This is a genomic window from Streptomyces sp. NPDC096046, from assembly GCF_040303285.1.
In the GTDB taxonomy this organism is placed as follows: Bacteria; Actinomycetota; Actinomycetes; order Streptomycetales; family Streptomycetaceae; genus Streptomyces.
The window spans coordinates 101,759-128,014 of record NZ_JBEOSZ010000013.1; the positions used below are offsets into that span (position 1 = coordinate 101,759).

Annotated in this window: 29 protein-coding genes and 2 pseudogenes; 12 read left to right on the forward strand and 19 right to left on the reverse strand. The window is 70.7% G+C overall.

Going from position 1 to position 26,256, the window contains the following annotated elements:
* Nucleotides 1-25: 25 nt before the first annotated feature.
* From ygfZ to ABTX62_RS14515, 3 genes are read right to left on the reverse strand one after another with little or no spacing between them, the layout of a single operon-like run.
* Nucleotides 26-991, reverse strand: a complete 966-nt coding sequence (gene ygfZ, locus ABTX62_RS14505) for a CAF17-like 4Fe-4S cluster assembly/insertion protein YgfZ (protein WP_352116471.1) — start codon at nucleotides 989-991, stop codon at nucleotides 26-28.
* A 10-nt stretch (nucleotides 992-1,001) separates the two neighbouring features.
* Entirely contained in the window at nucleotides 1,002-1,439 is a 438-nt protein-coding gene (locus ABTX62_RS14510) for a Fur family transcriptional regulator (RefSeq protein WP_352116472.1), read from the reverse strand.
* Between the two features lie 16 nt (nucleotides 1,440-1,455).
* Entirely contained in the window at nucleotides 1,456-2,031 is a 576-nt protein-coding gene (locus ABTX62_RS14515) for a heme-binding beta-barrel domain-containing protein (protein ID WP_283973433.1), read from the reverse strand.
* A gap of 203 nt (nucleotides 2,032-2,234) precedes the next feature.
* Between ABTX62_RS14515 and ABTX62_RS14520 the strand changes: the two genes are divergently transcribed.
* The gene (locus tag ABTX62_RS14520) at nucleotides 2,235-2,597 is read left to right on the forward strand and encodes a DsrE family protein (protein ID WP_175433350.1); all 363 of its coding nucleotides are present in this window, start codon (nucleotides 2,235-2,237) and stop codon (nucleotides 2,595-2,597) included.
* Between the two features lie 74 nt (nucleotides 2,598-2,671).
* On the opposite strand, the pseudogene ABTX62_RS37900 reads toward ABTX62_RS14520, so the two are convergent.
* From ABTX62_RS37900 to ABTX62_RS14565, 9 genes and pseudogenes are all read right to left on the reverse strand, one after another.
* Nucleotides 2,672-2,737: pseudogene (locus ABTX62_RS37900) on the reverse strand (VOC family protein); the annotation flags it as partial.
* Between the two features lie 249 nt (nucleotides 2,738-2,986).
* Nucleotides 2,987-3,247: a DUF3099 domain-containing protein gene (locus ABTX62_RS14530; RefSeq protein WP_283973429.1), complete on the reverse strand. Its 261-nt coding sequence runs from the start codon at nucleotides 3,245-3,247 to the stop codon at nucleotides 2,987-2,989.
* An 86-nt stretch (nucleotides 3,248-3,333) separates the two neighbouring features.
* Entirely contained in the window at nucleotides 3,334-3,621 is a 288-nt protein-coding gene (locus tag ABTX62_RS14535; protein WP_003991226.1) for a DUF1416 domain-containing protein, read from the reverse strand.
* Between the two features lie 39 nt (nucleotides 3,622-3,660).
* Nucleotides 3,661-4,506 carry a sulfurtransferase gene (locus ABTX62_RS14540; RefSeq protein ID WP_352116473.1) on the reverse strand — a complete coding sequence of 282 codons (846 nt, stop codon included), beginning with the start codon at nucleotides 4,504-4,506 and terminating at the stop codon, nucleotides 3,661-3,663.
* 137 nt (nucleotides 4,507-4,643) lie between these two features.
* Nucleotides 4,644-4,724, reverse strand: coding sequence for a putative leader peptide (locus ABTX62_RS14545; protein ID WP_350310325.1), 81 nt, complete (start codon nucleotides 4,722-4,724; stop codon nucleotides 4,644-4,646).
* A gap of 202 nt (nucleotides 4,725-4,926) precedes the next feature.
* Nucleotides 4,927-5,664 (reverse strand): LmeA family phospholipid-binding protein, encoded by a 738-nt coding sequence (locus ABTX62_RS14550; protein WP_352116474.1) that lies wholly within the window; start codon nucleotides 5,662-5,664, stop codon nucleotides 4,927-4,929.
* A 231-nt stretch (nucleotides 5,665-5,895) separates the two neighbouring features.
* Nucleotides 5,896-7,050, reverse strand: coding sequence for a hypothetical protein (locus ABTX62_RS14555; RefSeq protein WP_352116475.1), 1,155 nt, complete (start codon nucleotides 7,048-7,050; stop codon nucleotides 5,896-5,898).
* A 3-nt stretch (nucleotides 7,051-7,053) separates the two neighbouring features.
* Entirely contained in the window at nucleotides 7,054-7,308 is a 255-nt protein-coding gene (locus ABTX62_RS14560) for a MoaD/ThiS family protein (protein ID WP_283973425.1), read from the reverse strand.
* A gap of 77 nt (nucleotides 7,309-7,385) precedes the next feature.
* Nucleotides 7,386-8,237, reverse strand: a complete 852-nt coding sequence (locus ABTX62_RS14565) for an alpha/beta hydrolase (protein ID WP_352116476.1) — start codon at nucleotides 8,235-8,237, stop codon at nucleotides 7,386-7,388.
* A 172-nt stretch (nucleotides 8,238-8,409) separates the two neighbouring features.
* On the opposite strand from ABTX62_RS14565, the gene ABTX62_RS14570 reads away from it, so the two are divergent.
* From ABTX62_RS14570 to ABTX62_RS14590, 5 genes are all read left to right on the forward strand, one after another.
* Complete coding sequence (locus ABTX62_RS14570) at nucleotides 8,410-9,189, forward strand: winged helix-turn-helix transcriptional regulator (RefSeq protein ID WP_352116477.1); 780 nt, start codon at nucleotides 8,410-8,412, stop codon at nucleotides 9,187-9,189.
* Nucleotides 9,190-9,317: 128 nt separating this feature from the next.
* On the forward strand, nucleotides 9,318-10,340 hold the full coding sequence (locus ABTX62_RS14575) for a LacI family DNA-binding transcriptional regulator (protein WP_352116478.1): 1,023 nt from the start codon (nucleotides 9,318-9,320) through the stop codon (nucleotides 10,338-10,340).
* A 112-nt stretch (nucleotides 10,341-10,452) separates the two neighbouring features.
* Nucleotides 10,453-11,469 carry a S1C family serine protease gene (locus tag ABTX62_RS14580; RefSeq protein ID WP_352116479.1) on the forward strand — a complete coding sequence of 339 codons (1,017 nt, stop codon included), beginning with the start codon at nucleotides 10,453-10,455 and terminating at the stop codon, nucleotides 11,467-11,469.
* Between the two features lie 441 nt (nucleotides 11,470-11,910).
* The gene (locus ABTX62_RS14585) at nucleotides 11,911-12,648 is read left to right on the forward strand and encodes a response regulator transcription factor (RefSeq protein WP_352116480.1); all 738 of its coding nucleotides are present in this window, start codon (nucleotides 11,911-11,913) and stop codon (nucleotides 12,646-12,648) included.
* Nucleotides 12,645-14,111, forward strand: coding sequence for a sensor histidine kinase (locus tag ABTX62_RS14590; protein ID WP_352116481.1), 1,467 nt, complete (start codon nucleotides 12,645-12,647; stop codon nucleotides 14,109-14,111). The genes ABTX62_RS14585 and ABTX62_RS14590 overlap by 4 nt, the downstream gene beginning before the upstream one ends.
* On the opposite strand, the gene ABTX62_RS14595 is transcribed toward ABTX62_RS14590, so the two are convergent.
* Nucleotides 14,101-14,298, reverse strand: a complete 198-nt coding sequence (locus ABTX62_RS14595; RefSeq protein ID WP_352116482.1) for a DUF397 domain-containing protein — start codon at nucleotides 14,296-14,298, stop codon at nucleotides 14,101-14,103. The genes ABTX62_RS14590 and ABTX62_RS14595 overlap by 11 nt on opposite strands.
* The gene (locus ABTX62_RS14600) at nucleotides 14,295-15,122 is read right to left on the reverse strand and encodes a helix-turn-helix domain-containing protein (RefSeq protein WP_352116524.1); all 828 of its coding nucleotides are present in this window, start codon (nucleotides 15,120-15,122) and stop codon (nucleotides 14,295-14,297) included. Before ABTX62_RS14600 ends, ABTX62_RS14595 begins: the two co-directional genes overlap by 4 nt.
* Nucleotides 15,123-15,260: 138 nt before the next feature.
* Here ABTX62_RS14600 and ABTX62_RS14605 point away from each other — a divergent pair, with 138 nt between their 5' ends.
* The 4 genes from ABTX62_RS14605 (at nucleotide 15,261) to ABTX62_RS14620 (ending at nucleotide 18,866) form a co-directional block, all read left to right on the forward strand.
* On the forward strand, nucleotides 15,261-15,482 hold the full coding sequence (locus ABTX62_RS14605; RefSeq protein WP_352116483.1) for a hypothetical protein: 222 nt from the start codon (nucleotides 15,261-15,263) through the stop codon (nucleotides 15,480-15,482).
* Entirely contained in the window at nucleotides 15,479-15,742 is a 264-nt protein-coding gene (locus tag ABTX62_RS14610; protein WP_352116484.1) for a hypothetical protein, read from the forward strand. Before ABTX62_RS14605 ends, ABTX62_RS14610 begins: the two co-directional genes overlap by 4 nt.
* A 124-nt stretch (nucleotides 15,743-15,866) precedes the next feature.
* On the forward strand, nucleotides 15,867-16,715 hold the full coding sequence (locus tag ABTX62_RS14615) for a hypothetical protein (RefSeq protein WP_352116485.1): 849 nt from the start codon (nucleotides 15,867-15,869) through the stop codon (nucleotides 16,713-16,715).
* Nucleotides 16,716-16,793: 78 nt separating this feature from the next.
* Nucleotides 16,794-18,866, forward strand: a complete 2,073-nt coding sequence (locus ABTX62_RS14620) for a pectinesterase family protein (protein WP_352116486.1) — start codon at nucleotides 16,794-16,796, stop codon at nucleotides 18,864-18,866.
* 67 nt (nucleotides 18,867-18,933) lie between these two features.
* Here ABTX62_RS14620 and ABTX62_RS14625 read toward each other — a convergent pair whose 3' ends face one another.
* From ABTX62_RS14625 to ABTX62_RS14635, 3 genes are all read right to left on the reverse strand, one after another.
* Nucleotides 18,934-19,971, reverse strand: a complete 1,038-nt coding sequence (locus ABTX62_RS14625; RefSeq protein ID WP_352116487.1) for a glycoside hydrolase family 5 protein — start codon at nucleotides 19,969-19,971, stop codon at nucleotides 18,934-18,936.
* Between the two features lie 120 nt (nucleotides 19,972-20,091).
* A complete protein-coding gene (locus ABTX62_RS14630) occupies nucleotides 20,092-21,315 on the reverse strand; it encodes an LmeA family phospholipid-binding protein (RefSeq protein ID WP_352116488.1) in 1,224 nt (407 codons plus the stop codon).
* A gap of 58 nt (nucleotides 21,316-21,373) precedes the next feature.
* The gene (locus ABTX62_RS14635) at nucleotides 21,374-23,191 is read right to left on the reverse strand and encodes a bifunctional metallophosphatase/5'-nucleotidase (RefSeq protein WP_352116489.1); all 1,818 of its coding nucleotides are present in this window, start codon (nucleotides 23,189-23,191) and stop codon (nucleotides 21,374-21,376) included.
* A gap of 157 nt (nucleotides 23,192-23,348) precedes the next feature.
* On the opposite strand from ABTX62_RS14635, the gene mshD reads away from it, so the two are divergent.
* Complete coding sequence (mshD, locus tag ABTX62_RS14640; RefSeq protein ID WP_352116490.1) at nucleotides 23,349-24,329, forward strand: mycothiol synthase; 981 nt, start codon at nucleotides 23,349-23,351, stop codon at nucleotides 24,327-24,329.
* A 3-nt stretch (nucleotides 24,330-24,332) separates the two neighbouring features.
* Nucleotides 24,333-24,854 carry a GNAT family N-acetyltransferase gene (locus ABTX62_RS14645; RefSeq protein WP_352116491.1) on the forward strand — a complete coding sequence of 174 codons (522 nt, stop codon included), beginning with the start codon at nucleotides 24,333-24,335 and terminating at the stop codon, nucleotides 24,852-24,854.
* On the opposite strand, the gene ABTX62_RS14650 is transcribed toward ABTX62_RS14645, so the two are convergent.
* A complete protein-coding gene (locus ABTX62_RS14650) occupies nucleotides 24,826-25,788 on the reverse strand; it encodes a LysR family transcriptional regulator (RefSeq protein WP_352116492.1) in 963 nt (320 codons plus the stop codon). The genes ABTX62_RS14645 and ABTX62_RS14650 overlap by 29 nt on opposite strands.
* Nucleotides 25,789-26,100: 312 nt before the next feature.
* Nucleotides 26,101-26,255 (reverse strand): annotated as a pseudogene (locus ABTX62_RS14655) (RNA polymerase subunit sigma-24); the annotation flags it as partial.
* Between the last annotated feature and the right edge of the window lies 1 nt (nucleotide 26,256).

The window sequence follows — 26,256 nt, forward strand, 5'->3', positions numbered from 1 at the left end:
GGGCCGAAGATCCACCAGGAGGGTCCTACGGCTCGACGACGACCTCCTGGGCCGCCGCCGTGTCACCGGCCATCAGGGGCGCGTCCACCGGCACGTTCCGCTTCACCAGGGCGAGGGCGATCGGGCCGAGTTCGTGGTGGCGGGCGGACGTCGTGACGAAGCCGATCCTGCGACCCTCGGGCCCGTCCTCGGCGAGCCGGAGTTCCGTCCCGGCAGCGGGCAGATGGACCTCGCTGCCGTCGAGGTGCAGGAAGACCAGCCGGCGCGGCGGCTTGCCGAGGTTCTGCACCCGGGCGACCGTCTCCTGACCCCGGTAGCAGCCCTTCTGCAGGTGCACCGCCGAGCCGATCCAGCCCAGCTCGTGCGGGATGGTGCGGTGGTCGGTCTCGAAACCGAGGCGGGGCCGGTGCTGCTCCACGCGCAGCGCCTCGTGGGCGAGGATCCCGGCGGGCGGCCCGGCCTGCGCCGCGTAGGACTCCAGGTCGGCACGGGGCAGGAACAGGTCCCGCCCGTGCGGCGTCTCCCGTACGGCGACGCCCTCGGGGACCTCGGCGATGGAACCGGCCGGGAGGTGGACGATCGCGATGTCGTCCGTGCGGTCGGCGACCTCGACCCTGTAGAAGAACTTCATCGACTCCAGGTACGCGATCAGCGCCCCCTGGGTGCCCGGCTCCACATGGGCCCAGACCGTCCCGCCGTCGTCCACCAGGTACAGCGCGTGCTCGATGTGGCCGTTCGCGGAGAGGATCAGCGCTTCGGTGGCCCGGCCCGGCGGGAGGTCGCTGACGTGCTGGGTGAGCAGCAGGTGCAGCCAGGCGAGCCGGTCCTCGCCGGTGACGGCGACGACCCCCCGGTGCGAGAGGTCCACGAATCCGGTGCCGTCGGCGAGGGCACGCTGCTCACGGAACAGGTCGCCGTAGTGGGCGGCGACGGCTTCGTCCACGCCCTCGGCGGGGACGGCGCCGGGCAGGGTCAGCAGGGGGCTCTTCATATCCGTAAGCCTACGACTCGGTAGTTGAAGCCTTGAGGGTGCAGTCCCGGCAGCGGCCGAAGATCGCGAAGTGCTTCATGTCGGTGTCGAAGCCGAACGTCTGCCGCAGCTTGTCGGTGAACTCGGCGGCCACCGAGACGTCCGCCTCGATCACGTTCTGGCAGTCGCGGCAGACCAGGTGGAGATGATGGTGCCGGTCCGCGAGGTGGTACGTCGGCGCGCCGTGCCCCAGATGCGCGTGGCTGACCAGACCGAGCTCCTCCAGGAGTTCCAGCGTCCGGTACACCGTGGAAATGTTGACCCCCGACGCCGTCTTCCTCACTTCCACGAGGATGTCGTCGGGGGTCGCGTGCTCCAGGGTGTCCACGGCTTCGAGCACGAGTTGCCGCTGCGGGGTCAGCCGGTAACCGCGCTGCCGCAGATCGCTCTTCCAATCGGTGCTCACCACACCCCTGAGTCTAGGACTACTTGAAGAAAGCGATGCCGTCGTCCGGCATGTCGTCGGGCAGGGCCTTCGCCCAGCGCTCGACCTCCTCCGGGGTGACGACCTTCTTCAGGTGGGCGGACATGTAGGGGCGCAGCTCGACCTCGGGGGTCTGCTTCTCGCCGACCCACATCAGGTCGCTCTTGACGTAGCCGTACAGCCGCTTGCCGCCGGTGTAGGGCTGGGAGGCGGCCGTGCGGGCCACCGCGTCCGTCACGAGGTCGATCTGCGGCTTCTTGTCGGCCAGCTCGCCGTACCAGATCTCGATGACGCCGTCGTCGCGGGTCATCGTCACCTCGACCTTGCGGCCGGCGTCGATCCGCCAGTAGCCGTGCTCGGACTCCAGGGGGCGGACCTTGTTGCCGTCCTGGTCCAGCACCCAGCTGTGGGACCGGTACTCCAGGAAGTCCCGGCCGTCGTGGGTGAAGGCGACCTCCTGGCCGAAGTTGCACTTCTCGGAGCCGGGGAAGTCGTGCACACCGGCGCCCGCCCAGTCGCCCAGCAGGAAGGCGAGCGGGACGAGGTCCTTGTGGAGGTCGGACGGGATCTCGATCATGGGAACTTCCTAGACGGGGGTCAGCGCTGGCCCTGGTACAGCTTCTTCACGGTCAGTCCGGCGAAGGCGAGGACGCCGACGGCGACCAGGACCAACAGGATTTCGAAGAAGATCTCCACGGGGTGCTCCTTGAGCGGGGTGCGAATGGGTGCACAGGGCCGAGCCCAGCTTACGCGGGCCCTTTCGGCACTACGATTCCGGCTATGGCGAAGAAGCTGGTGATCAAGGTGACGGCGGGGGCCGACGCCCCCGAGCGGTGCTCTCAGGCCTTCACGGTGGCGGCGGTCGCCGTGGCCAGTGGAGTCGACGTCTCCCTGTGGCTGACCGGGGAGTCCGCCTGGTTCGCCCTGCCCGGCCGGGCCGCCGAGTTCGAGCTGCCGCACGCGGCGCCCCTGCCCGACCTGCTGGACTCCCTCCTCACCGCCGGCCGCGTCACCCTGTGCACGCAGTGCGCGGCCCGCCGCGAGATCACGGAGCAGGACGTGATCAAGGGGGTCCGCATCGCGGGGGCGCAGGTCTTCGTCCAGGAGGCGATGGCGGACGGGACGCAGGCGCTCGTATACTGAGACGCTTCCGTGGAGAGGCAGAACGGGTGACCGGCCGGTTCCAGCGGCACCCGGACGTCGTCCTGCGGCTGGAAGGCGGCGAGACGGGCCCCGGCGGCGACGGCCCGCGCCGTCTCCTTCCCCAGGTCGTCGACCTCGATGTCGAGGTTGGATCATCATCTGCTGCCGGTCCGGACCGCTCGGCCAGACGGGCGGCCCTACGCGGGTTCGGTCTGGAAGGACAGCCCCGTGCCGCCGTCGGGCGGCCGGATGTGCACCCGGCCCCGGCCGTCCTCGCCGGCCGGACGCTCCAGCCGGGCAGCAGCCGCAGACAGAGGGCCGCCGGCTCACGGGCGTCCGGTGCGTCGAGAGTCGCCCCGCCAGGCGCATGGCCTTCCCCCCGGGCCGGTTCAGTACCGGCGCTTCTTGCCGTCCAGCTCGTCCCACCACTCGTCGGACTCGGGGTCGCCGGAGGGGTCGTCCCACCACCGGTCCTCCGGCCCGCGCCGGTTCGCGACCATGGCCGCCACGGGCGGGATGACCATGGCGACGACGCACATCCCGACGGCGACGGGTACGGACCACAGGCGGACGACGCCCCAGGCCAGGACGAAGAGGCCGATGCAGAGGCCCATCATCGCGAAGTACGTGTGACGCCGCCGTGCGTACATATGTCCAGCGTAGGTCCGGGCAGGCCGAAGGGCCGCACCCCAGGCGTCCAACCCGAGGGGTGCGGCCCTTGCGGGACCGAGCGCCGTCAGACGGCGATCGCGACCTCCGCCAGGCCGCCCTGCTGGGCGACGACCGTGCGGTCGGCGGTGGCGCCGGGCACGAGGGCGCGGACGGTCCAGGTGCCCTCGGCCGCGTAGAAGCGGAACTGTCCGGTCGCCGAGGTCGGCACCTCGGCCGTGAACTCGCCGGTCGAGTCCAGCAGACGGACGTAACCCACCACGGGCTCGCCGTCCTTGGTCACCTGACCCTGGATGGTGGTCTCACCGGGCTTGATCGTCGAGGCGTCGGGGCCGCCGGCCTTCGCACCGCACATGTCGTACTCCTGAAGTCTGGAAAGGTCGGTCGGGGTTGCTTACTTGTTGGCGCCGAGCTCGATCGGCACGCCCACCAGGGAGCCGTACTCGGTCCAGGAGCCGTCGTAGTTCTTGACGTTCTCCACACCGAGGAGCTCGTGCAGCACGAACCAGGTCAGCGCGGAGCGCTCACCGATGCGGCAGTAGGCGATGGTGTCCTTGGCCAGGTCGACGCTCTCCTCGGCGTAGAGCTCCTTGAGCTCCTCGTCCGACTTGAAGGTGCCGTCGTCGTTGGCGTTCTTGGACCACGGGATGTTGCGGGCGGACGGGACGTGGCCCGGGCGCTGCGACTGCTCCTGCGGCAGGTGGGCCGGGGCGAGCAGCTTGCCGGAGAACTCGTCGGGCGAGCGCACGTCGACGAGGTTCTGCGAACCGATGGCGGCCACGACGTCGTCGCGGAAGGCGCGGATGGACGTGTCCTGGGGCTTGGCCCGGTAGTCCGTCTTCGGACGCTCCGGCACCTCGTCGCCGGCGACCAGCTCGCGGGCGTCGAGCTCCCACTTCTTGCGGCCGCCGTCGAGGAGCTTGACGCTCTCGTGGCCGTACAGCTTGAAGTACCAGTAGGCGTAGGAGGCGAACCAGTTGTTGTTGCCGCCGTAGAGGACGACGGTGTGGTCGTTGCCGATGCCCTTGTCGGACAGGAGCTTCTCGAAGCCCGCCTGGTCGACGAAGTCACGGCGGACCGGGTCCTGAAGGTCCTGGGTCCAGTCGATCCGGATGGCGTTCTTGATGTGGTTCTTCTCGTAGGCGGACGTGTCCTCGTCCACCTCGACGATGGCGATGGTCGGGTCGTCCAGGTGCTCCTGGAGCCAGTCGGCGTCGACCAGGACGTCGTTGCGGCTCATGCTTCTTCTCCTCCGGGGCAGTTACGGCGGGGCGTGCGAGATCTGCGGGGCGCGCCCTTGAGGCAGGGCGGCGCACGGGTGCCCTGGATGCAGGGCTGCGGGGATGCGCGCGCCGGCGCGACTGCCGACGCGATCGCTCAGAAGGTGCGACAGAGCATGGCGGCGACGCGGCACAGGTCTACTGCCCGCCGCTTCGTGAGGTCCGCCTGTCGCTTCATAACGTCGATCGTAGGGACGGTCGGGCGGGCGTGTCACCGGCGTGTCGCATGCTGAGACGAGACAATCCGCCATTTGGGATGGGTGGGGCTGGCGGGGCGCTCCCCGCACAGCGTCCGGCCGACCGCGCCCCCGCCGCGGCTACGCTGCGGACATCGCCGTCTCGCCCACCGGACAGTGCTGGTCGGTCCGCCGTGCGCCTTCCTACCCGGCCAGTCGGACGTCCGAACCCTTCACCGTGATCTCGACGCCGTCGGGAGCCGCCTGGACCGTGTCCAGCTCGATGCCGCCGGGCAGGCCGTCGACCTTCTGCTGGAAGTCGGTGATCGCCCGGACGCGGTTCTCGGCGATGTCCACACCGCCGAACTTGGGCAGCCCGTCGGCGTGCACGCGGACCGTGCCGTCCACGACCTTCACCGTGCTCAGCACGGAGACCGGCTCCGGCAGCCTGGTGCCGAGGACCGTGGCCTCGACGGTGACCTTGATCTTGCCGTTGCCGCCGTCGGAGAGCCCGACGACCTCGGCGGTGACGCCCGGGGCGACCTGGGTCGGCTCGGACTTCGCCGTCTTCAGCAGCTCGTCGTAGCCGATGGTCGCGGTGCCGGTGGCGGTGGAGGCGGTGGCGGAGCTGTAGTCCCCGGAGAACTCGACGCCCTTCATGTCGGCCTGGAGGTCGTCGATCCGTATCTTCTGGCCGCCGTCGCCCGCGGCGGCCTCGTAGTTCTTCATGCCGACCTCGATGTGGTCCAGAGAACCGCCGACGACCTGGGTGAGGAACGGGAAGCCCTTGATCGACACATCGGGGGTCTCCGACAGGTTCTCCGTCGTCCTCAGCCGGTCGGCGGCCTCGTCCTCGGCGAAGCCGACCGCGACCCGGTCGGCGATCACGAAGAGCCCGCCCAGGATCACGACGAAGATCAGCAGTATGCGCAGTGCTCGCATTGCGGTGTTTCCCCACCCACGGTTAGACGGCGGTCTCCGACGACCGGACGGCCGTCCCTGGCGCGAGGGTAACCCTGCGGGGAAGAGGAACCGGAGGATTGTTGATCGTCTGTGACAGGGCGGGCGCCCGGCGTCCGGTCGCGGCCGCCGCCGTCGCCGAGGACGGCGGCGAGTTGCTCGCCCCACCGCTGGGTGATCCCGGCCGAGGCCCGGAACTCGGTGAGGGCGGATCTACGTCAGCGCCCTGCCCAGGACGTACACCGCCGGTGCCGCCGCGGCCAGCGGCAGGGCCACGCCCGCCGTGAAGTGGACGAAGCGGGACGGGTAGTCGTAGCTCGCGACCCGGTGGCCGATCAGGGCGCAGACGGCGGCGCCCGTGCCGAGGAGGGCCCCGGAGGCCCCGAGGTCCGTGAAGGACCCGGCCGCGATGCCCGCACCCGCCGCCGCGAGCAGGGACACCACCACCGAGGCGGGCGTGGGCAGCGGCAGCGCGCGGGCCGGGACGGCCACCGCCACGGCCACCGCGCCCACCGTCACCGCGTCCGCGGCGGCCGCGAGGTAGCCACCCGCCACGATCGCCAGCGCCGAGGCGGCGACCGTCGCCATCAGTCCGTACATCCGCTCGTCCGGGTCGGCGTGCGACCGCAGCTGCAGGACCAGCGCGAGCAGCACCCACACCCCGAGCGTGCCGAGGATCGCCGACGGGGAGCGGCCCGAGGCCAGCAGCGCCGCGTCCGCGGCCAGCGCGCCCGCGAAGCCCACCGCGATGCCCTGCCGGGCCGGCCACATCCCGTTCAGCCGGAACCAGCCCGCGGCGGTGACGGCCTGGAGGATCACCAGCGGCACGAGCAGCGCGTACGTCCCGACCACCGCGGCACCGGCCAGCAGCAGCCCGAGCAGCGCCGTCAGCGCGGCCGGCTGCATCCCGGGCTCGATGATCGGGGAGCGGCCCTCCGCCCGGGCCCGCTGGGCGTCCGTCATGCGCGTGTTCCCGCCGACGGTGGCCGGGCCGTAGCCGGCGGTGGCGGGGGCGCCGTCGTCAGCCGGGGCCGCGTACCCCTGCGGAACCTGGGACGGCTGCGGGGCCTGGGGGGCCTGGGCTCGCAGGTACGCCGTCTCCTCCGCCGTCACCGGCGCGGACACCGGCTGGTGCGTCTGTGTCTCCCAGGTCTGGCCCTGCCACTGCTGCGTGTACTGCTGAGCCGCGTGCGGGTCGTCGTAGCCCTGGTGGCCCTGTCCGGGCCACGCCTGCGGCTGCTGGGGCTGCTGCGGGTACTGCCGCGGATGCTGCTGCTCCGGCTGTTGCGGCTGTTGCCGCTGCCCGTGGGACCGGTACGGGTCGTAGGGGTCGTAGGGGCCGTAACCGTCGTTCGGCTGGTTGGTCATCGCTCATCCTCCTGCGAACGGCGGGAGCACCTCGACCGTGCCGCCGTCGGCCAGCCGTACCGTCTCATGTCCGCGGGTGCCCACGGGGTCGCCGTCCACGAGGAACGAGCACCGCCGCAGGACGCGTTCGAGTTCACCGGGGTGCCGCTCGCGCACCGCGTCGAGCGCCTCGGCGAGCGTGGCCGCCTCGTACGGCTCCTCGGCCACCCCGGCCGCGGCCTTGGCGGCGGCCCAGTAGCGGACCGTGACCTTTGGCATCTGCTTCCTCAATCGCACGTCGCGGTGGACTCACACCGGTCTCACCACGGGCTCACCCGACGGTGAACCCCGTCAGGCTAGCCCGCCCGGCCCGCGACCCACTCCCCGATCCGGGCCAGCAGTTCGTCGCCGGCCGCGTGCTCGGCATGTCCCATCTCCGGCTCCAGCCACAGTTCGCCCTGGTCACCCGCTGCGGCGGCCAGCATCCGCGGGTGGTCGACGGGGAAGTAGCCGTCGGCCTCGCCGTGCACGATCAGCAACGGGGTGGGAGCGATCCTCGGCACCGCCTCGACCGGGGAGAGCGGGACCGGGTCCCAGGCCCGGTGGTGGATGCGCGTCCCGAAGCCGTACCGGCCGACCACCCGCCCCTCGGGCCGCGTCACCATCCAGTGCAGCCGCCGCATGGGGGCGGTCCCCCGGTAGTACCAGCGGGCCGGTGCGCTGACCGAGACCACCGCGTCGGTCTGCTCCCGGTGCAGCGCCGCGTGCCGGAGCACCACCGAGCCGCCCATCGAGAACCCGACCGTGCCCACGCGCGCGTGCCCCAGCTCCCGCGCCCACCGCACCGCCACCGCCAGGTCGAGCACCTCCCGGTCCCCGACCGTGGACCGCCCGCCGGAGGCCCCGTGGCCCCGGAAGGAGAACGTGACGACCGCCCCGTACCGGGCGAAGGCCTGTGCCACCCGTCGCACGTGCGGCCGGTCCACGGCCCCGGTGAAACCGTGGGCGACGACGAACACGGGGTGACCGGAAGGTCTCCCGGAGGCGTCGTACACAGCGGGACCCGGGTCGTACACGGCGTCGATCGTCACGCCGTCGGACGTGCGCAGAAACGTCCTCGACGACGTGCGAACAGGCGTTCCAGCAGCCGTCTCGGAGTGCGGACGATCGGTGGAACGCGCCACATGACCTGCCGGACCAGAGCTCATGTGGGCTATTCTGCTGGGCAGAGGACTCGGGCAGCGTAGCCCCCGGGTCCTTTTGTGCTTTCGGAAGCGTTGTATACGACGCGGGAAACCGCGGGTGTACGGGGCCTTCGGGATCGCAGAGCGGTGCTGTGCCAACAAACGTCCTCGCAGGGACCGAGGAGGAACCAGACATATGAGTTCTCTGCTGCTCCTGACCAACGCCCTCCAGCCGTCGACGGAGGTGCTCCCCGCCCTCGGCCTGCTCCTGCACAACGTGCGTGTGGCCCCCGCGGAGGGCCCCGCCCTCGTCGACACCCCCGGCGCCGACGTCATCCTCGTCGACGGCCGGCGCGATCTGCCACAGGTCCGCAGCCTCTGCCAGCTGCTGCGCTCCACCGGGCCGGGCTGCCCGCTCGTCCTCGTCGTCACCGAGGGCGGCCTCGCCGCCGTCACCGCAGACTGGGGCATCGACGACGTCCTGCTCGACACCGCCGGCCCCGCGGAGGTCGAGGCGCGGCTGCGCCTGGCCATGGGCCGGCAGCAGATCGTCAGCGACGACTCCCCGATGGAGATCCGCAACGGCGACCTGTCGGTCGACGAGGCGACCTACTCGGCCAAGCTCAAGGGCCGCGTCCTCGACCTCACCTTCAAGGAGTTCGAGCTCCTGAAGTACCTCGCGCAGCACCCCGGCCGCGTCTTCACCCGCGCCCAGTTGCTCCAGGAGGTCTGGGGCTACGACTACTTCGGCGGTACGCGCACGGTCGACGTGCACGTACGAAGGCTGCGCGCCAAGCTCGGCCCCGAGCACGAGTCGCTGATCGGCACCGTCCGGAACGTCGGTTATCGATTCGTTACGCCCGAGAAGGTGGAGCGCGCCGCCGAGGAGGCGAAGGCCAAGGCGGCCCGGGCAAAGACGGACAAGTCGGACGAGTCAGCCGCCCTGGACGCCGTCGAGGTCCGCGCCGAGGCGTGAGGAGGCGTATCGCGCCGCCGACCTGGGCATCGCTTCCCCCACGGGGCGCCCCGGACGGCGGTCGGGATATCGTACGGAACCTCCTTTACGCCCTGCCCAGAGCGGGTATATCCGCGTAGACTCCGCGCGTGGCCAAGGTGACTCGGGATGATGTGGCGCGGCTGGCAGGGACTTCCACTGCCGTGGTCAGCTATGTCATCAACAACGGACCCCGGCCGGTCGCCCCGGCCACGCGCGAGCGTGTCCTCGCCGCGATCAAGGAACTGGGGTACCGGCCCGACCGGGTGGCCCAGGCGATGGCGTCCCGGCGCACGGACCTCATAGGCCTGATCATCCCGGACGCCCGCCAGCCCTTCTTCGGGGAGATGGCGCACGCGGTCGAACAGGCCGCCTCCGAGCGCGGGAAGATGGTCCTGGTCGGCAACACGGACTACGTGGGCGAGCGCGAGGTCCACTACCTGCGGGCCTTCCTGGGGATGCGCGTCTCCGGCCTGATCCTCGTCAGCCACGCGCTCAACGACCTGGCCGCCGCCGAGATCGAGGCCTGGGACGCCCGGGTCGTGCTGCTGCACGAACGGCCCGAGGCCATCGACGACGTCGCCGTCGTCACGGACGACCTGGGCGGCGCCGAGCTCGCCGTCCGCCATCTGCTGGAGCACGGCTACGAGTACGTCGCCTGTATGGGCGGCATAGCCGAGACGCCCGCGGTCGGCGACCCGGTCTCCGACCACGTCGAGGGCTGGCGCCGCGCGATGGACGACGCCGGGATCTCCACGGAGGGCCGCCTCTTCGAGGCCCTCTACAACCGCTACGACGCCTACCAGGCCGCATTGAAGATCCTCTCGGGTCCCGAGCGCCCGCCGGCGATCTTCTGCTCCACCGACGACCAGGCGATCGGCCTGCTGCGCGCGGCGCGCGAGCTGCGCATCGACGTGCCCGGCGAGCTGGCGGTGGCCGGCTTCGACGACATCAAGGAGGCGGCGCTCACCGACCCGCCCCTGACGACGATCGCGTCCGACCGTTCGGCGATGGCCCGGGCGGCGGTGGACCTCGTCCTCGACGACGGGCTGCGGGTCGCGGGGGCCCGGCGGGAGCGGCTGAAGGTGTTCCCCTCGCGACTGGTGACCCGGCACTCCTGCGGCTGCGCGTAGCCTCCGGCGGCCGAGCCCCGGGCCGCCTCCTTATATCGGGCATACGAGGTTCTGTCGGGCTTCTCAGAGAGCACTCAGGAACCTCTCATGGTCGGGCGACAAGCTCGGTGCCATGACCGAGAGCTTCCACCGCAGTGGCGAGTACGAGAACCCTTACGAGGGTCAGCAGCAGGCCCCGGTGAACCCCGAGTGGCCGCCCCCGCCGGCGTACGCCCCGGCACACGCTCCGCATCCGAGGAAGCGCGGCCGTGGCCCCCTCGCCCTGATCGCCGCCGTGGCGATCGTGGCGGCGGCGATAGGCGGCGGCACCGCCTACGGCATCCAGGAACTGACCGGCAACGACACCGTCGCCTCCAGCTCCACGAGCACCAACGTGGTCCCCTCCAGCCAGAAGGGCACGGTCGCCGGGGTCGCGAAGGCGGTCAGCCCGAGCATCGTCGAGATCAGCGCCGACTCCAACGCCGGGTCCTCCACCGGCTCCGGCGTGATCATCACGAGCGACGGCGAGATCGTCACCAACAACCACGTCGTCGCCGGCGCCTCGCAGATCAAGGCGACGACCAGCGACGGCAAGACCTACACCGCGAAGATCGTCGGCACCGACAGCAAGAAGGACCTGGCGCTGATCAAGCTGGAGAACGCCTCCGGTCTGAAGGCCGCCACGCTCGGCGACTCGGCCGGGCTCCAGGTAGGCGACCAGGTCGTGGCGATCGGCTCCCCCGAGGGGCTGTCCGGCACCGTCACCAGCGGCATCATCTCGGCCCTCGACCGTGACGTCACCGTCCCGACCGAGCAGGATCAGGACCAGGGCCGGCAGTGGGGGCAGGACCAGGGGCAGGGCGACCAGTGGCCGTTCGAGTTCGGCGGACGCCAGTTCAACGGCGACACCGGGTCCAGCACGACGACGTACAAGGCGCTCCAGACCGACGCGTCGCTCAACCCGGGCAACTCCGGCGGGGCGCTGATCGACATGAACGGCAACATCATCGGGATCAACTCCGCGATGTACTCGCCCACGAGCCAGGCCTCCTCGTCCTCCGACGCGGGCAGCGTCGGCCTGGGCTTCGCCATCCCGATCGACACCGTCAAGGCCGACCTCGCGAAGCTGCGGGCCGGTTCGACCGACTGAGCTCCACACACCGGTCCCACCGAGCGAGGAGCACGACGATGATCCAGCGGATCGCGCACAGGGAGCCGGGCGCGGACCCGGCGGGGACCGGACTGGCGCCGACGGTGGCGTCCGCGCCGCACGCGCCGAGCGGCCGGGCGCCGGAGGCGCCGGTCGGGACGGCCGGGCGCGGGAGCCGTCCGGCACCGGCCCGGCACCGCGGTACGGGGCCGACGTCTCCCCCGGCAGCACGCTGACCGGTACCCGTGCGGCGACCGGAGCGGGTGGCCCGGTCGAGCGTCAGCCTTCCACGCTCGGCGGGAGCGGACGAGCTGATGCTTCTCCCGGCCGGTGGCCGCACCGTACGGGGACCGGCGCTCCTCCCGGCCCGCTTCCGCGACATGGGAGGCTGAGAGCGTCAGAGCACCCCGTCCGCCCCTTCACCCCCGAGGATCCCGACGCATGAGCTCCGCAGACGGCGACCGTGACACCCAGCGCATCCTGATCGTCGACGACGAGCCGGCGGTACGCGAAGCGCTCCAGCGCAGCCTCGCCTTCGAGGGGTACGGCACGGAGGTCGCCGTCGACGGCGCGGACGCGCTGGAGAAGGCCGCGGCGTACCGTCCCGACCTGGTCGTGCTGGACATCCAGATGCCCCGCATGGACGGCCTGACGGCGGCACGCCGCATCCGTGCCACGGGAGACACGACACCGATCCTCATGCTCACCGCCCGCGACACGGTCGGCGACCGCGTCACCGGCCTCGACGCGGGCGCCGACGACTACCTGGTCAAGCCCTTCGAACTCGACGAACTCTTCGCCCGGATCCGCGCCCTGCTGCGCCGCAGCTCCTACGCGGCGGCCGTGGGCGCGTCCGACCCGGCCGACGAGGACGCGCTCACCTTCGCCGACCTGCGCATGGACCTCGCGACGCGCGAGGTCACCAGGGCCGGGCGGCAAGTGGAGCTCACCCGCACGGAGTTCACGCTTCTGGAGATGTTCATGGCCCATCCGCGCCAGGTCCTCACCCGGGAGCAGATCCTCAAGGCCGTGTGGGGCTTCGACTTCGAGCCGTCGTCCAACTCCCTCGACGTCTACGTCATGTACCTGCGCCGCAAGACCGAGGCGGGCGGCGAGCCCCGGCTCGTCCACACGGTGCGGGGCGTGGGCTACGTACTGCGGCAGGGCGGCGCGGAGTGACCAAGCTCGTACGCCGGTTCCGCTCGCTGCCGATCCGCTCCCGACTGGCGCTGCTGGTGGCGGCTGCGGTGGCGTTCGCCGTGGCGGCGGTGTCGGTGACGTGCTGGTTCCTCGTACAGGGGAAGTTGTACGACGAGATCGACAACGACCTGAGGTCGTCGGTCGGACCGCTGCATCCGGAGGATTTCCAGGGACTCACGAACAGCTGCCGCCAGACCCCTGCCGACTCGCTGGGCATGGGATCGCGGCCCAAGAGCTACGGCCAGCTGGTCCGGGCCGACGGCACGGTGTGCCTCTTCTCGAGTTCCACGGCACAGGTGCAGGTCAGCAGCGGCGACAAGGCCGTGGCCAGGGACCCCGACCCGAGCCGGTACCACTTCCGCGACGGCACCGACACCGACGGGAACAAGCTGCGCGTCCTGACCACGGCGGTCGTCATCAAGGACGAGGACATGAGGCAGGGCCTGGCCGCCGACTACTCCCTCGTCATCGCCCTCCCGCTCAAGGGAACGCAGTCCACCCTCAACGAGCTGGCCCTGATCCTCCTCCTGGTCTCCGGCGTGGGGGTGCTCGGCGCCGGAGCCGCCGGTCTGGCCGTCGCCCGGGCCGGGCTGCGGCCCGTCGACAAGCTGACCGAGGCCGTCGAGCACGTGGCCCGTACGGAGGATCTGAACATCCGGATCCCCGTGGAGGACGACAGCGAGGACGAGATCGCCCGCCTGTCCCGCTCCTTCAACTCCATGACCTCGGCCCTGACCAGCTCACGCGAACTCCAGCAGCAGCTCATCGCGGACGCGGGGCACGAGCTGCGCACCCCGCTCACCTCCCTGCGCACCAACATCGAGCTTCTCAGCCGCAGCGAGGAGACGGGCCGCCCCCTCCCCGAGGCGGACCGCAAGGCACTGCTCGCGTCGGTGAAGGCTCAGATGACGGAACTGGCCGCGCTCATCGGCGACCTCCAGGAGCTGTCCCGCCCGGACACGGGTCAGAACTCGGGCCGCACCCAGATCGTGGCCTGGCACGACACGGTGGACTCGGCGCTGCGGCGGGCCCGGCTGCGCGGCCCTGAGCTCACGATCACGGCGGACGTCCAGCCCTGGTTCGTCCGCGCGGAGCCCTCCGCCCTCGAACGGGCGATGGTCAACATCCTCGACAACGCGGTGAAGTTCAGTCCGGAGGGCGGCACGATCGACGTCCGCCTGGCCGAGGGCGTGCTAACCGTCCGCGATCACGGCCCGGGCATCCCCGCCGACGAACTCCCCCACGTCTTCGACCGCTTCTGGCGCTCGCCGAGCGCGCGCGCCCTGCCGGGCTCGGGGCTGGGTCTGTCGATCGTGGCCCGTACGGTGCAGCAGGCGGGCGGCGAGGTGTCCCTCTCCCCGGCGGAGGACGGCGGCGCGGTGGCGACGGTACGGCTGCCGGGGGCGGCGGTGCCTCCGCCGGAGGATCCTCTTACTTCGTGACGTACGAGAGGAACGACGCCCAGGGGCCGGCGCCGAACACGAGTATCGGGCCGTCCGACTGCTTGCTGTCGCGGACGGGAACTGCGTCCGGGCAGTTGTCGGCGACTTCAAGGCAGTTGTTGGCTCCCCCGTCGCTGTAACTCGACTTGCGCCAGACGGCGGTGGCCAGACCGAGGGTGGGCTTCATGTTCTGTGCTCCTCCAGTACGTCCCGGATGAACGTCAGCGAGTCCGACGGGGACAGCGCCAGATCCCTCAATCGATCGTAGGACAAGTGGTGGTGCATGACGTCCTCCGGATCGTCCATCAACAGGCCCAAGCTATGGCCTTCCGTATAGGCCACAGCACTTCCGTCCCGCTGCCACAGCAGAGTCAGAGATCCTTTGCCCATGAGGTGGTGGACTCCAGCGGAGAAAGGGAGCACCTGGACGATGACGTTCGGCCACTGCGCGACAGCTTCTAGACGCTGCAGTTGCCCGTTCCAGGTCTCCGCGCTGGCCGAGGGACGTCGCAACGCCGACTCGTCGATGATGAAGCGGGCATTGGGCGACGGCTCCTTGCGAAGCAGAAGTTGCCGTCCCATGCGGGCCGCCACCTGCTCCTCGACTTCTTCGGTGCTGCCAGCCGTTGTCTGAGGGCCAGACAACACCTCCCTGGCGAACTCCTCGGTCTGCAACAAGCCGGGCACGCTGGGCGTGTACACCCGCAGCTGGCGTGCCATCGCCTCCAGCGCCATGTACCTCTTGTACTTGTCCTTGAAGGCGTCGTACCGAGCGATCTTCCAGTGGCTGACCAGCAGGTCCCCACACCCGTAGTAGCTGTCCAGATCCTCCATGACAGCCAGCTTGGACAGCCGTTCGCCTGACTCCAGGCGGCTCAAGTAGCTCTTGTCGTAGCCAGTCTCGTCAGCCAGCTGCCCCAGTGTCTTACCCGCATGCTCTCGCAGAAACTTGAGCGTCCGCCCCAGGACTGCACGGCCCGACTCCTCCTCGCCGTCAACCACTTGCTCCACGTCACCCCTCACCGTTGCCTGGAGCGCCAGGCAACACCTGGCCCCTTCCGCAGCGTACGGGTCACCAGTGACGATGAGGGCACGAACGGTAATCACCGCTCGTCAACCCCCTCCCCTCCCCCGAGAAGGGACACTTCCGTGCGCCTGCGCATCGCCGAACCCGGCGAGTCGGCCCTGCTCCTCCTCGTACGGCTCCTGCTCCCCGCCCGAGGGCGTCACCGAGCCCGCACGGCGGTGCGGCGAGCCCCGGCCGTCCCGCACTCCCCGCCACACACCCGCCGCCCCCTCCACATGGAGCCCCTCGTGATGGACACCCCCCTCGTACGGCCGTACCTCCGCGCCCTGGAGGTCTCCGCATGAGGCTTCTCCCCTGGACCGGCACCGACGGCAGACCCTGCTACCTCAGCACCGACGACCCCGACAGCCTCCTCTCACGGCTCGCCGACGACGTCGAGGCCGCTCAGCTCGCGTCCGCCGAAACCGTGCTCGCCGGTGCCAGAGCCGTCCTGCACGACGACAAGTCCGGTGAACGCGCCGTGCGGTTCGCGTTGACCCGGGCCGTGGAGTCGCTGGGCGACGTGCTGCGGATCGCTGTCAGTCGCGGCGGCGACACCCGATAAGGCAGGACATACACCCCGCGCACCTGTCGATGTCCTGTCATACCCATCAGTAGCGCGAACTCCTGCTCCTGTTCTGACATCTTCGTCGCCGTCACACATCCGCAAGCAGGAGTGAGCCCCCCACATGCGTCTCATTCGCACATCAACTCTCAAGAAATGCGGCGTAATCGCCGCCTCCACCGCCCTCGCCGTATCCGGTCTGCTGGCCGGCGCGGGGACCGCCTCGGCCGGGCCCGCCGGGGCGACCAACATCCGGGGTGTCGACCCCGGGGACACCGACCGGATGATCGAGCGGCTGTGCGGTCAGGAGACGAGCCTGACCGGCGTCTACGGCGCCCTCAACGTCGACACCGGTGAATTCAAGACCCGGGACGAGTACCTGCGGGACGTCTTCGGGCTGTGGAAGCCGGCCGGACCGTGGGAGCTGTTCCGCGGCTGGTGCGGTTACGCCGAGGCCTCGACCTGGTCGATCAAGGGCGACACCGTCCGCACGTCCCGGTGGATCGGGAACAAGGGGTCCGCCGACGACAAGGAGACCTTCGTCAGCAGCTACAGCACCAAGACGTTCGCGAAGAAGAGCGTCGGCGGCAGCATCAGCCTCTCCCTCGCCAAGAGCATCTTCAGCGGAACCGTGGGCGGCAGCGCCGGGTACGAGTGGGGCTGGGAGAAGGAGTCCCGGTTCGAGACCCGGAGCGAGAAGACGATTCCGCCCTGCCGGCAGGTCGCCGTGACCTGGACGCCGTACCAGCGCGTGGTGCGCGTGAACCCGGTCTTCCACGTCGAGGACTACCAGTGGAACAAGGGCGACGGCGACCGGACCGTGCACAGCTGGCGTGACCGGGGCTATCAGACGATCTACTCGTACGGGTACTACATCGACGGCATCTCCGACAAGCTCCTGCCGAACGGTCAGCCCGACGGACGCGAGGACAAGATCGAGGAGAGGCTCGACCCCGAGTCCTGCGTGAAGTAGGGCGCGGACACCGGCAACCTTTCCGTGTGGGGCGGCGACTGGTCAGCGGTCATTCCCCCACACGGAACGGATCGCCGCATGAGTGAGCCGCGCAGCAAGGCCCAGCACCGCCGTCGCAGAAGCCGTACCGCCCTGGCGGTAGGGGTCCCCCTGGCCCTGACCGCCGCCGGTGCCTTCGCCTACGGCCCCGACCTCGGTGTCCTCGGCGGCGGTGTCCGGCAGGCCTCCGCCGCCGCCCCCGCCTGGTCCGCCGCCACCGCCGACGGGTTCGCCTCCGTCAACTCCCTCGGGCAGAACGGGACGTACGGCGGCCGGGGCGGGAAGACCGTCACCGTCAAGACGCTCGCCGAGCTGGAGAAGTACGCCACCGCGACCGAGCCCTACGTCATCGTCGTCGCCGGGACCATCACCATGAACCCGGTCGGCAAGGAGATCAAGGTCAAGTCCGACAAGACCATCGTGGGGCAGGGGACCTCGGGGCACATCGTCGGCGGCGGGTTCTTCCTCGGCCAGGGCGTGCACAACGTGATCATCCGGAACCTGACCATCCGGGACGCGTACCAGGGCATCTGGAACGACAAGGACCACGACTTCGACGCGATCCAGATGGACGGCGCCCATCACGTGTGGATCGACCACAACGATCTGCGGCACATGGCCGACGGGCTCATCGACGTCCGCAAGGACAGCACGAACGTCACCGTCTCCTGGAACAGACTGAGCGACAACAACAAGACCTTCGGCATCGGCTGGACCGAGAACGTCAAGACCGACATCACGATCCACCACAACTGGATCCGTGAGACCGAGCAGCGCAACCCCTCCACCGACAACGCCGCCCACGCCCACCTCTACAACAACTTCCTGGAGGACGCCCCGGGCACCGCCATCAAGTCGTCGTACGGGAACTACGCGCGCGGCGGCACCAAGATGGTGCTGGAGAACTCCCTCTTCCAGGGCGTCAGGAACCCCGTCATCAAGGACAGCGGCGCCGCGATCGTGCAGCGCGGCAACCTCTTCTCCGGCACCAGCGGGCGCAACGAGTCCGGCGGGAGCGCCTTCGATCCGAAGGCGTACTACCCGTACACCCTCGACAAGGCCGACGCCCTTCCCGCACTCCTGAAGTCCCAGGCCGGGCCTCGGGGTTCGATCGGCACCACCGCCACCGCCGCCTCCACCAAGGCCGCGGCGGCCACGACCCTCACCGTCGCCCAGGACGGCAGCGGCCAGTACCGCACCGTGCAGGCCGCGGTGAACGCCGTACCGGCGAACAACCCGTCGCGGGTGGTGATCGCCGTGAAGCCGGGGACGTACCGGGAACTGGTGAAGGTGCCCTCCAACAAGCCGCACGTCACCATCCAGGGCACCGGCGGCAGCCGCAAGGACACCACGATCGTCTACAACAACGCCTCGGGCACGCCGAAGCCCGGCGGCGGGACCTACGGCACCGGCGGCAGCGCGACCGTCGCCGTCGAGGCCGACGACTTCCAGGCGCGCAACCTGACCATCTCCAACGACTTCGACGAGAAGGCCAACCAGAACGTCATCAAGGACCAGCAGGCCGTCGCCCTGCGGACCGCCGCCGACAAGGTGTTCCTCGACGGGATCATCGTCAGCGGCGACCAGGACACGCTGCTGCTCGACACCGCGTCGAAGGACCGGCTGGGTCGGGTGTACGTCGCCAACTCCTACGTCATCGGCAACGTCGACTTCATCTTCGGCCGGGCCACGGCCGTCGTCGACAGGTCCGTCATCACGCTGAAGAAGCGCTGGAACGGCACCTCGGCCGGGTACGTCACCGCGCCGAGCACCGCCGCGAACCGCAAGGGCTTCCTGATCGCCAACTCCACGGTGAACGGCGATGTCTCGGCCGGGACCTTCTACCTCGGCCGGCCCTGGCACGCGGGCGGGGACGCTTCCCTCGATCCGCAGACCACGGTCCGCAACACCAACCTCAGCGCCGCGATCAAGTCCACGCCGTGGACCGACATGAGCGGCTTCTCGTGGAAGGACGACCGGTTCGCCGAATACGGCAACCGCGGCCCCGGTGCGGGCCCGGCCGGCATCAACCGTCCTCATCTGACCGACGCGCAGGCCGCGAACCAGGAGGTCGCGGACTGGCTCCAGGGCTGGACGCCTTCGGCGTCCTGAACGGCTCCCTTCCGGGTCCGGCTGACGAGCGGCGCCGGGCCCGGAAGGGCCACCACCTTCCGGGTGCCTACTGCTGCTTCCAGGCGTAGTGCAGCCGGTCCAGACCGCTCTGGTTGTTCACCGTCAGGCTGAGGTTCGTGCCCGTGCCCTGGAGCGTGGTGAGGGAGTAGGTGTCACCGCTGCGCAGGCCGGGCCAGTAGACCGAGCCCAGGCCCAACTCCCGGATGGTGTCGGTCGCGGCCTGGATGTAGGCGATCTCGTTGGAGGTGCCCACCGGGCCGTTGTAGTCCAGGCCGGTGGTCATGGAGGCACCGAACTCGTCGAGGATCGTGCGGGAGGCGCAGTCGCCGATGCGGTTCTTGAAGTCGGCCTTCCACTGGTCGACGCTGGTCCAGTCGGTGTGCCAGAAGCCGTAATTGTGCAAGGCCAGGCGCGTGCCCTTCAGGCGCGGGTCGGCGCAGACCGGCTTGACGTCCTCGCTGTACTTGTACCCGCCGATCAGGATCCGGTCGCGGGGTATGAAGCGGTGGGTGCTCACCCACTTCGCCGCGATGTCCGTCCACTCCTGTGCGGTGTAGCCGAACGGCTCGTTCATCGGCTCGAAGTACACCTGGGAGTTGCCGGCGTAGGCGGAGGTGATGCGCGCCCACATCCGGTCCCATGACGCCCGGTCGTCGATCTTGCCGTCCTTGGCGTCGTCGGCCTCCCAGTAGCCCAGGATGACCTTGAAGCCCTGGGCGGTGGCGGCGTCGATCGCACCCCGGTAGGACTTCCAGAACGGCCCGTTCACCGAGGCCGGGTTGACCGGGAGGCGGACGGTGTTGGCGCCGAGCTCGGAGAACCCGCTGATGATCGCCTTGGACTTGGCGTAGGTGGTGGCGTAGCCGTCGGACGCGGACAGGCCCGAGGGCACCACCGCGTCGTGGGCGAAGTTGTCGCGCGGGTCGGCCCAGTTGACGCCCTTGAAGTCGCTCACGGGCGGCGGGGTGGCGGGACGGTGGGCAGGTGAGGCGGCTGCGGGAGGGGCCAGGGCCCCGCCGAATGCCGTGACGCAGGCGAGCAGCGCCCCCAGCCCGGCTGTCCCCCGATGGGTCTTTCGTGACACGACGTCCCCTTCTGAGCGGTACGTTCGAGCGAACCTCGAGTACAGATCGGCGGCTCGTTGGCTCCCGCAAACTAGAAGAGGACTCAAACAGAGGTCAACACATCTGCACACCACATTTCATCAAGAACCCGAGCCGGAGCCGACGTTCAGCCCCGAGCCCGACACCCGCACCCGGATGCCGTCCTTCTGGACGCGCACGTCCCGCAGTCGCACGTTCCCCTGCTCCGGCTCGGGAAGTTCGAACGCCAGGGACAGCCGGTCGGCCAGCACCGGGCGGGTCAGACCCGCCAGGGAGTCGAGCAGTGCGGGGTCGAGGCCCAGACGGCGCATGACGCCGGGGTTGTCCAGGGCCAGGTCGATGAGGTTGAGGCGGGCGGCCTGGCGGGCGAAGCGCGGGGAGCCGGTCAGCTCGGCGAGCTTGCCGTCGTCGGCCAGCGCCTCGCGCACGGTCGCCTCGGGCACGCCCATCCGCTGCACGATGGCCGGGACCGACAGCAGCGCCTTGGCCTTGCGGGTCTGCCGGGCGAGGTCGGCGGTGCCCTTGGGCGTGAGGTGCAGGCCCTCCGAGGCGCGGGTGCCGGGGCGGTAGGTGGCCAGGTCGCCGATGTCCAGGCGCATGTTGCCGATCTCGGTGGAGATGCCCCGCTCGCCCTGCCGCCGGATCCGGGCCTCGGCCCGCAGTCGCAGGTCGTGGCCGGCGACGGGCAGGGTGCCGGTCGCCCGGACCCGGTCACGGCCCGCGTCGGTGAACGTCACCTGGGAGGCGCCGAGTTCGCGGTTGAGGTCGGCGAAGGCCAGTTGGACCTCGCCCTCGAAGCGGGGGACGTGGGCGCCGCGCACGGAGGTGAGGCCGTCGGCGTCCAGGCGTACGTCGTGGGCCGTGGCCGACACCTTCGCCAGGGAGACCCGGTCGGCGGCGACGTCCGGGACGGTCACCTTCACCGACTCCAGCCGCTTGCCGGCGAGCTGGGTGAGGAAAGGGAAGCCGCCGATCTCCACCTCGGGCGCCGCGGCCAGATCGAGGCGGTCCTTCAGGGTGTCCGCGGCGCGGTGCTCGGCGTACAGCACGGTCCAGCGGTCGGCGAGGGTGGTGAAGGCGGCGAGGACGGCCAGGCCGACCACCGCCTTCACCGCGAGCGGCAGGCCAGCGAAACGATTCTTCCTGCGCCGCCTGCCGCCACGGCGGTGGTCCGGCGGAGTCCAGGCGTCCTCGGCGCCCGCGTCCGGTTCCTTCGCGAGGAACTCCTCCGCAGGGGTCTCCTCCAGAGGTCCGTCATCGAGGGCGGCGAGCTCCTCGTACGGGTTCGGACGGGGATGCGCAGCTACGTGGTGGGGGGTACGCATCGATCCATCCGATCATGCGCACCTCCCCCACCCGCAACTCGAACCCCGGGTATGCGACTTACTTCACGATCATGATGCGGTCCGCCGTCGGCGGGGCGATCGGGTTCGACGCCGAGGAGTTCGCCGTCAGGTACTGCTCCAAGGCGCTCAGGTCGTCGCTGCCGACGACGTCGTTCGTGCCCTGGCCGAGGGTCGGGAAGCCGTCGCCGCCGCCCGCGAGGAAGCTGTTCGTCGCGACGCGGTAGGTGGCCGCCGGGTCGATGGCCGAGCCGTTCAGCCTGATGCTGTCCGTGACCACCCGGTCGGCGCCGGACTTGGTGAGGTCCAGCGTGTAGGTCAGGCCCGACGAGACCTGGAGCACCTTCGGGGCCGCCGCGTTCGGGCCGGTCACCTGCTCCTTGAGCACCTGGATCAGCTGCGCGCCCGTGAAGTCCTGGAGGTTGACGGTGTTGGCGAACGGCTGGACCGTGAAGCCCTCGGCGTAGGTGACGACTCCGTCGCCCTCACCGGCCTTGGCCGCGTACGTCAGGGGCGCCCGGATTCCGCCCGGGTTCATCAGCGCCAGGTCGGTCTCCGGGTCGAGCTGCTTGCCGTGGGCGAGCTGCGCGTCGGCGATGAGGTCGCCGAGCGGGGACTCGGTGCCGGTGTTGCCGATGTCGCCGGAGATGTAGCCGATCGGCTTGCTGCCGATGGGTGCGGCCAGGGTGTTCCACTTGCTGATCAGCTCGGTCATGTCGGGCGCCTTGGGGACGTCCCGGGTGACCACGCGGTTCGCGGACTTCACCGCCGTACGGGCGATGTCGCCGGTCCTGCGGTCGTACGTCAGCGTGGTGTCCGTGTAGAGACGGCCGAAGGACGCGGCCGAGGTGACCATGCGGGGCTTGCCCGCCGGGTCGGTGATGCTGCACACGTACGCGCTGTGGGTGTGGCCGGTGACCAGCGCGTCCACCTGCGGCGTGACGTTCTTGGCGATGTCGACGATCGGGCCGGAGATGCCGTCGCCCGCGCCCGGGGCGTCACAGTCGTAGTTGTACGACGTCGACGCCGGGAAGCCGCCCTCGTGGATGAGGGCGACGATCGACTTCACGCCCTGCCGCTGGAGCACCTTGGCGTACTTGTTGATCGTCTCGACCTCGTCCTTGAAGGACAGGCCCTTGACGCCCTCGGCGGAGACGATGTCCGGAGTGCCCTCCAGGGTCACGCCGATGAAGCCGACCTTGACGCCGCTCTTCTTCCACACCCAGTAGGGCTTGAGGATCGGCTTCTTCGTCTTCTCGTCGAGGACGTTGGCCGCGAGGTAGGGGAAGTCGGCGCCCGTGAACTTCTCGTCCGTGTAGCAGCCGTCCTTCGGGTGGCAGCCGCCGTTCTGCAGACGGGCCAGTTCCCTGGCGCCCTCGTCGAACTCGTGGTTGCCGACGGAGGTGACGTCGAGGTCGAGCTTGTTCAGCGCCTCGATGGTCGGCTCGTCGTGGAACAGCCCGGAGATCAGCGGGGAGGCGCCGACCATGTCACCGCCGGCGGCCGTGATGGAGTACTTCTCGCCCTTGCGGGCCTGCCGCAGATGCGTGGCGAGGTACTCGACACCACCGGCGTCGATGGTCTTCGTGGTGCCGTCGTGCTGGTGCTCGGTGACGCGGCCGGACGAGCCCGCCGGCGGCTCCAGGTTGCCGTGCAGGTCGTTGAAGGACAGCAACTGCACGTCCTGGTAGCGGCCGGGCCAGTGCCCGCCCTTGCGGTGGCCCTCCCCGGCGGTCGCCGAACCCGGCAAGGCCGCGGCGGCCAGCGCGCCGACGGTGACCACACCGGCGGCGAGAGCGACGAAACGGTTCGTACGGCGTCTCCGGCGCTCCGGATGCGCCGGGGAAGTGGTTGGCATGCGCCCCCCTGAGGGTCTGCTGTCGGTTTTGCTCGGACGGTGATGCCGTCCGGCGCAGCCTAGAGTCAACGCGCGTAGCGCGACAGGTGTTTCGTGGTTACGACCTGGTTGCTTCTTTGCCGCCGTTTTGCCGGTGGCGCGCCGTACCCTCGTACGCATGACCAGCGACGACACCGTACGGCCCGGACGACCCCGCTCGATCGAGACCCTTGCCGCGCTCTCCGGCGAGCAGACCGAGGCCGTGCTCGGACTGCTCGACGAGGCGGCCCGGACCGACGGGCAGCAGGCGGTGTCCGAACAGGGCCGGTTGCAGTTGCAGCACTTCAGGGCGTCGCGAAGCGACTCCGTTGAGGGTGGTGGTGGGAGACGGGCGGGCGGGGAGCGGGAGGGCGTGTCCCATCTCCTGCTCACCGCCGGCGGGGAACTCGTCGGCTACGCCCAGTTGGAGGACACCGACCCGGTGGAGCCGCCGGCCGCCGAGCTGGTGGTGCATCCCGGGCATCGCGGACACGGGCACGGCCGGGCGCTCGGGTCCGCGCTGCTGGCCGCGTCGGGCAAGCGGCTGCGGGTGTGGGCGCACGGCGGGCACTCCGCGGCCCGGCACCTCGCCCAGGTCCTCGGCCTGACGCTCTTCCGTGAACTGCGTCAGATGCGACGGCCGTTGACCGGCTTCGACGCGCCCGACCCGGTGCTCCCCGAGGGTGTCACCGTGCGCACCTTCGTCCCCGGGCAGGACGACGCGGCCTGGCTCGCGGTGAACGCCGCCGCCTTCGCCCACCACCCCGAGCAGGGCTCCCTCACCCAGCGCGACCTCGACGACCGCAAGGCCGAGCCGTGGTTCGACCCCGCCGGGTTCCTCCTCGCCTTCCGCGGCGACGAACTGGTCGGCTTCCACTGGACCAAGGTGCACGCCGAGGAGGGTCTCGGCGAGGTCTACGTCCTCGGCGTCGGCCCCGGCGCGCAGGGCGGCGGCCTCGGCAAGTCCCTGACCACGATCGGGCTGCGGCATCTGGCGGGGCAGGGCCTGCCGACGGCGATGCTCTACGTCGACGCCGACAACAAGGCGGCGGTGTCGGTGTACGAGCGGCTGGGGTTCGTCACGCACGAGGTGGACCTGATGTACCGGACGGAGACCTGAGCCGTGCCGCGGACGCGTGCGCTCCACGTCCGGCCCGCCACCGGCTCCGACCTGCCCGTGCTCGTCGCTCTCCGGGACGACGCGGCCCGCTGGATGTCGGCCCGTGGCATCACCGGGCAGTGGCGTCCCGGCGAGTTGGACGAGGACCACTTCCGCCGGGTCATGGCCGGCGGCGAGGTCTGGCTCGCGGAGTCCGGCGGACGTCTCGCGGGCGCCTGGGAGTTGTGGTGGCAGGACGAGGACGCCTGGGGACCGCGGCCACCGGTGGCCGGATACGTGCACCGGCTGATGGTGGACCGGACCGCCGCGGCGCCCGGGACGGGGCGGCTGCTGCTCGCCGCCGCGGAGGGCCGGGTGGCCGCGGCGGGGCGCACGGCGGTGCGCCTGGACTGCCTGGCGACGAACGCCCCGCTCAACGCGTACTACCGCGAGGCCGGTTACCGGGTGGTGGGACGCAAGGAGGGCAAACCGCAGCCGGGCGGGGCGCCCAAGTCCTTCACGCTGATGGAGAAGCGCCTCGGGTAGGCGGGTGTCGCGCCCACGCCGGACGCCAGGTCTCGCCCCGCGGGGGCAGCGGACGGGTCGCCGTCAGGTAGTCACGCAGGGCGCTCAAGCCCGGATGCGGGTTGTCCGTGCGCCAGAGCAGGGAGTGCGGGTAGACGGGGACCGGGTCCCGCAGCGGCACGAGCCGCAGGTCGTGCGCGACCGGCCAGACGTGCGGGGTCCGTTCGCTGAGGATGGTCGCCACGGTCGGGGAGCCGGCGACCGTGTCGAGGAGCGCCTCCAGGCCGAAGTTGGGCCCGATGGTGTCGATGGCCGGCCCGAAGGCCGCGGCGAATTCCTCGTAGTAGGCGTGCCACTCGGTCCCGGGCACGTTGCCCGGCATCCAGATCCGGTGCCCGGCCAGCTGCGCGGGTGTCACCCGGTCGGCCCGGGCGAACGCGTGGCCGGGGCCGACGCACAGCTGGAGCGGCTCGTCGAGGACCGGGGTGGCCGTGATGCCGTCGGGGAGCCGTTGCCCGGGCATGGTGACGGCGCGGAAGGTGGCGTCGACGGCCCCGTCCCGCACGGCGGTCACGGCCGTCTCCCCGTCGAACAGCGTGACGACGTCCAACGCGGTGTCCGGGTGCGCCCGGTGGAAGTGCTGCACCAGCCCGCCGGTGGCGGCCCGGCGTCCCACGACGTCCACCCGCAGCACCCGGTCCCCGGGCCGTACGGCGGCCATCGCCCGCTCCTCCGCCTGGAGCACGACCCGGGCGTGCGGCAGCAGGGCCTGCCCGTCGATGGTGAGCTCCGCCCCTCGCGGCGTACGGACCAGCAGCCGCACCCCGAGGTCCTTCTCCAGCGCGGCGATCCGCTTGGACACGGCCTGCTGGGTGAGGGCCAGGTCCACGGCGGCCTTCTGGAACTGCCCGGAGTCGGCGATGGCGACGAAGGCGCGTACGGCTTTCAGATCCACAAGGGCAGCCTAGCGGCACAACGGGTGGTTGTCGGAAGGGTGGGAAGAACCCGACCTCCCTGCGCTCTCTCCCCCGTGTGCACAACCACCCGGCGTGCGATCTCTCCTACCGGAGGACCAGCCGGCCCAGGACCCGGCACCCCAGGGGCTCCAGCGCGCGGAGCGCGCCCAGCGGCACCGCCGCCGCCGGCCCGACCGCCCACCGGCCGTGCGCGGCCGCCCACCGCACGTCCCGCACCGGCGCGAACAGCGCCCAGCGGCCGGGTCAGAACAGCATGGCCAGAACGGCCGTGGTCAACAGCCCGCCCGCGACACGACGCCGTCGACGACGCCGAGGTCGGCGCACCGCCCCCGCGGCCGGGCCCGGAGCCACGGCGCGTAACGCCGGTACTGCTCCTCGAAGGCACGCCGGTCGCCTCCGCGGCCATGGCCCGCAGCAGCTCCCCGTCGCTTCTCGTATCGCTCACG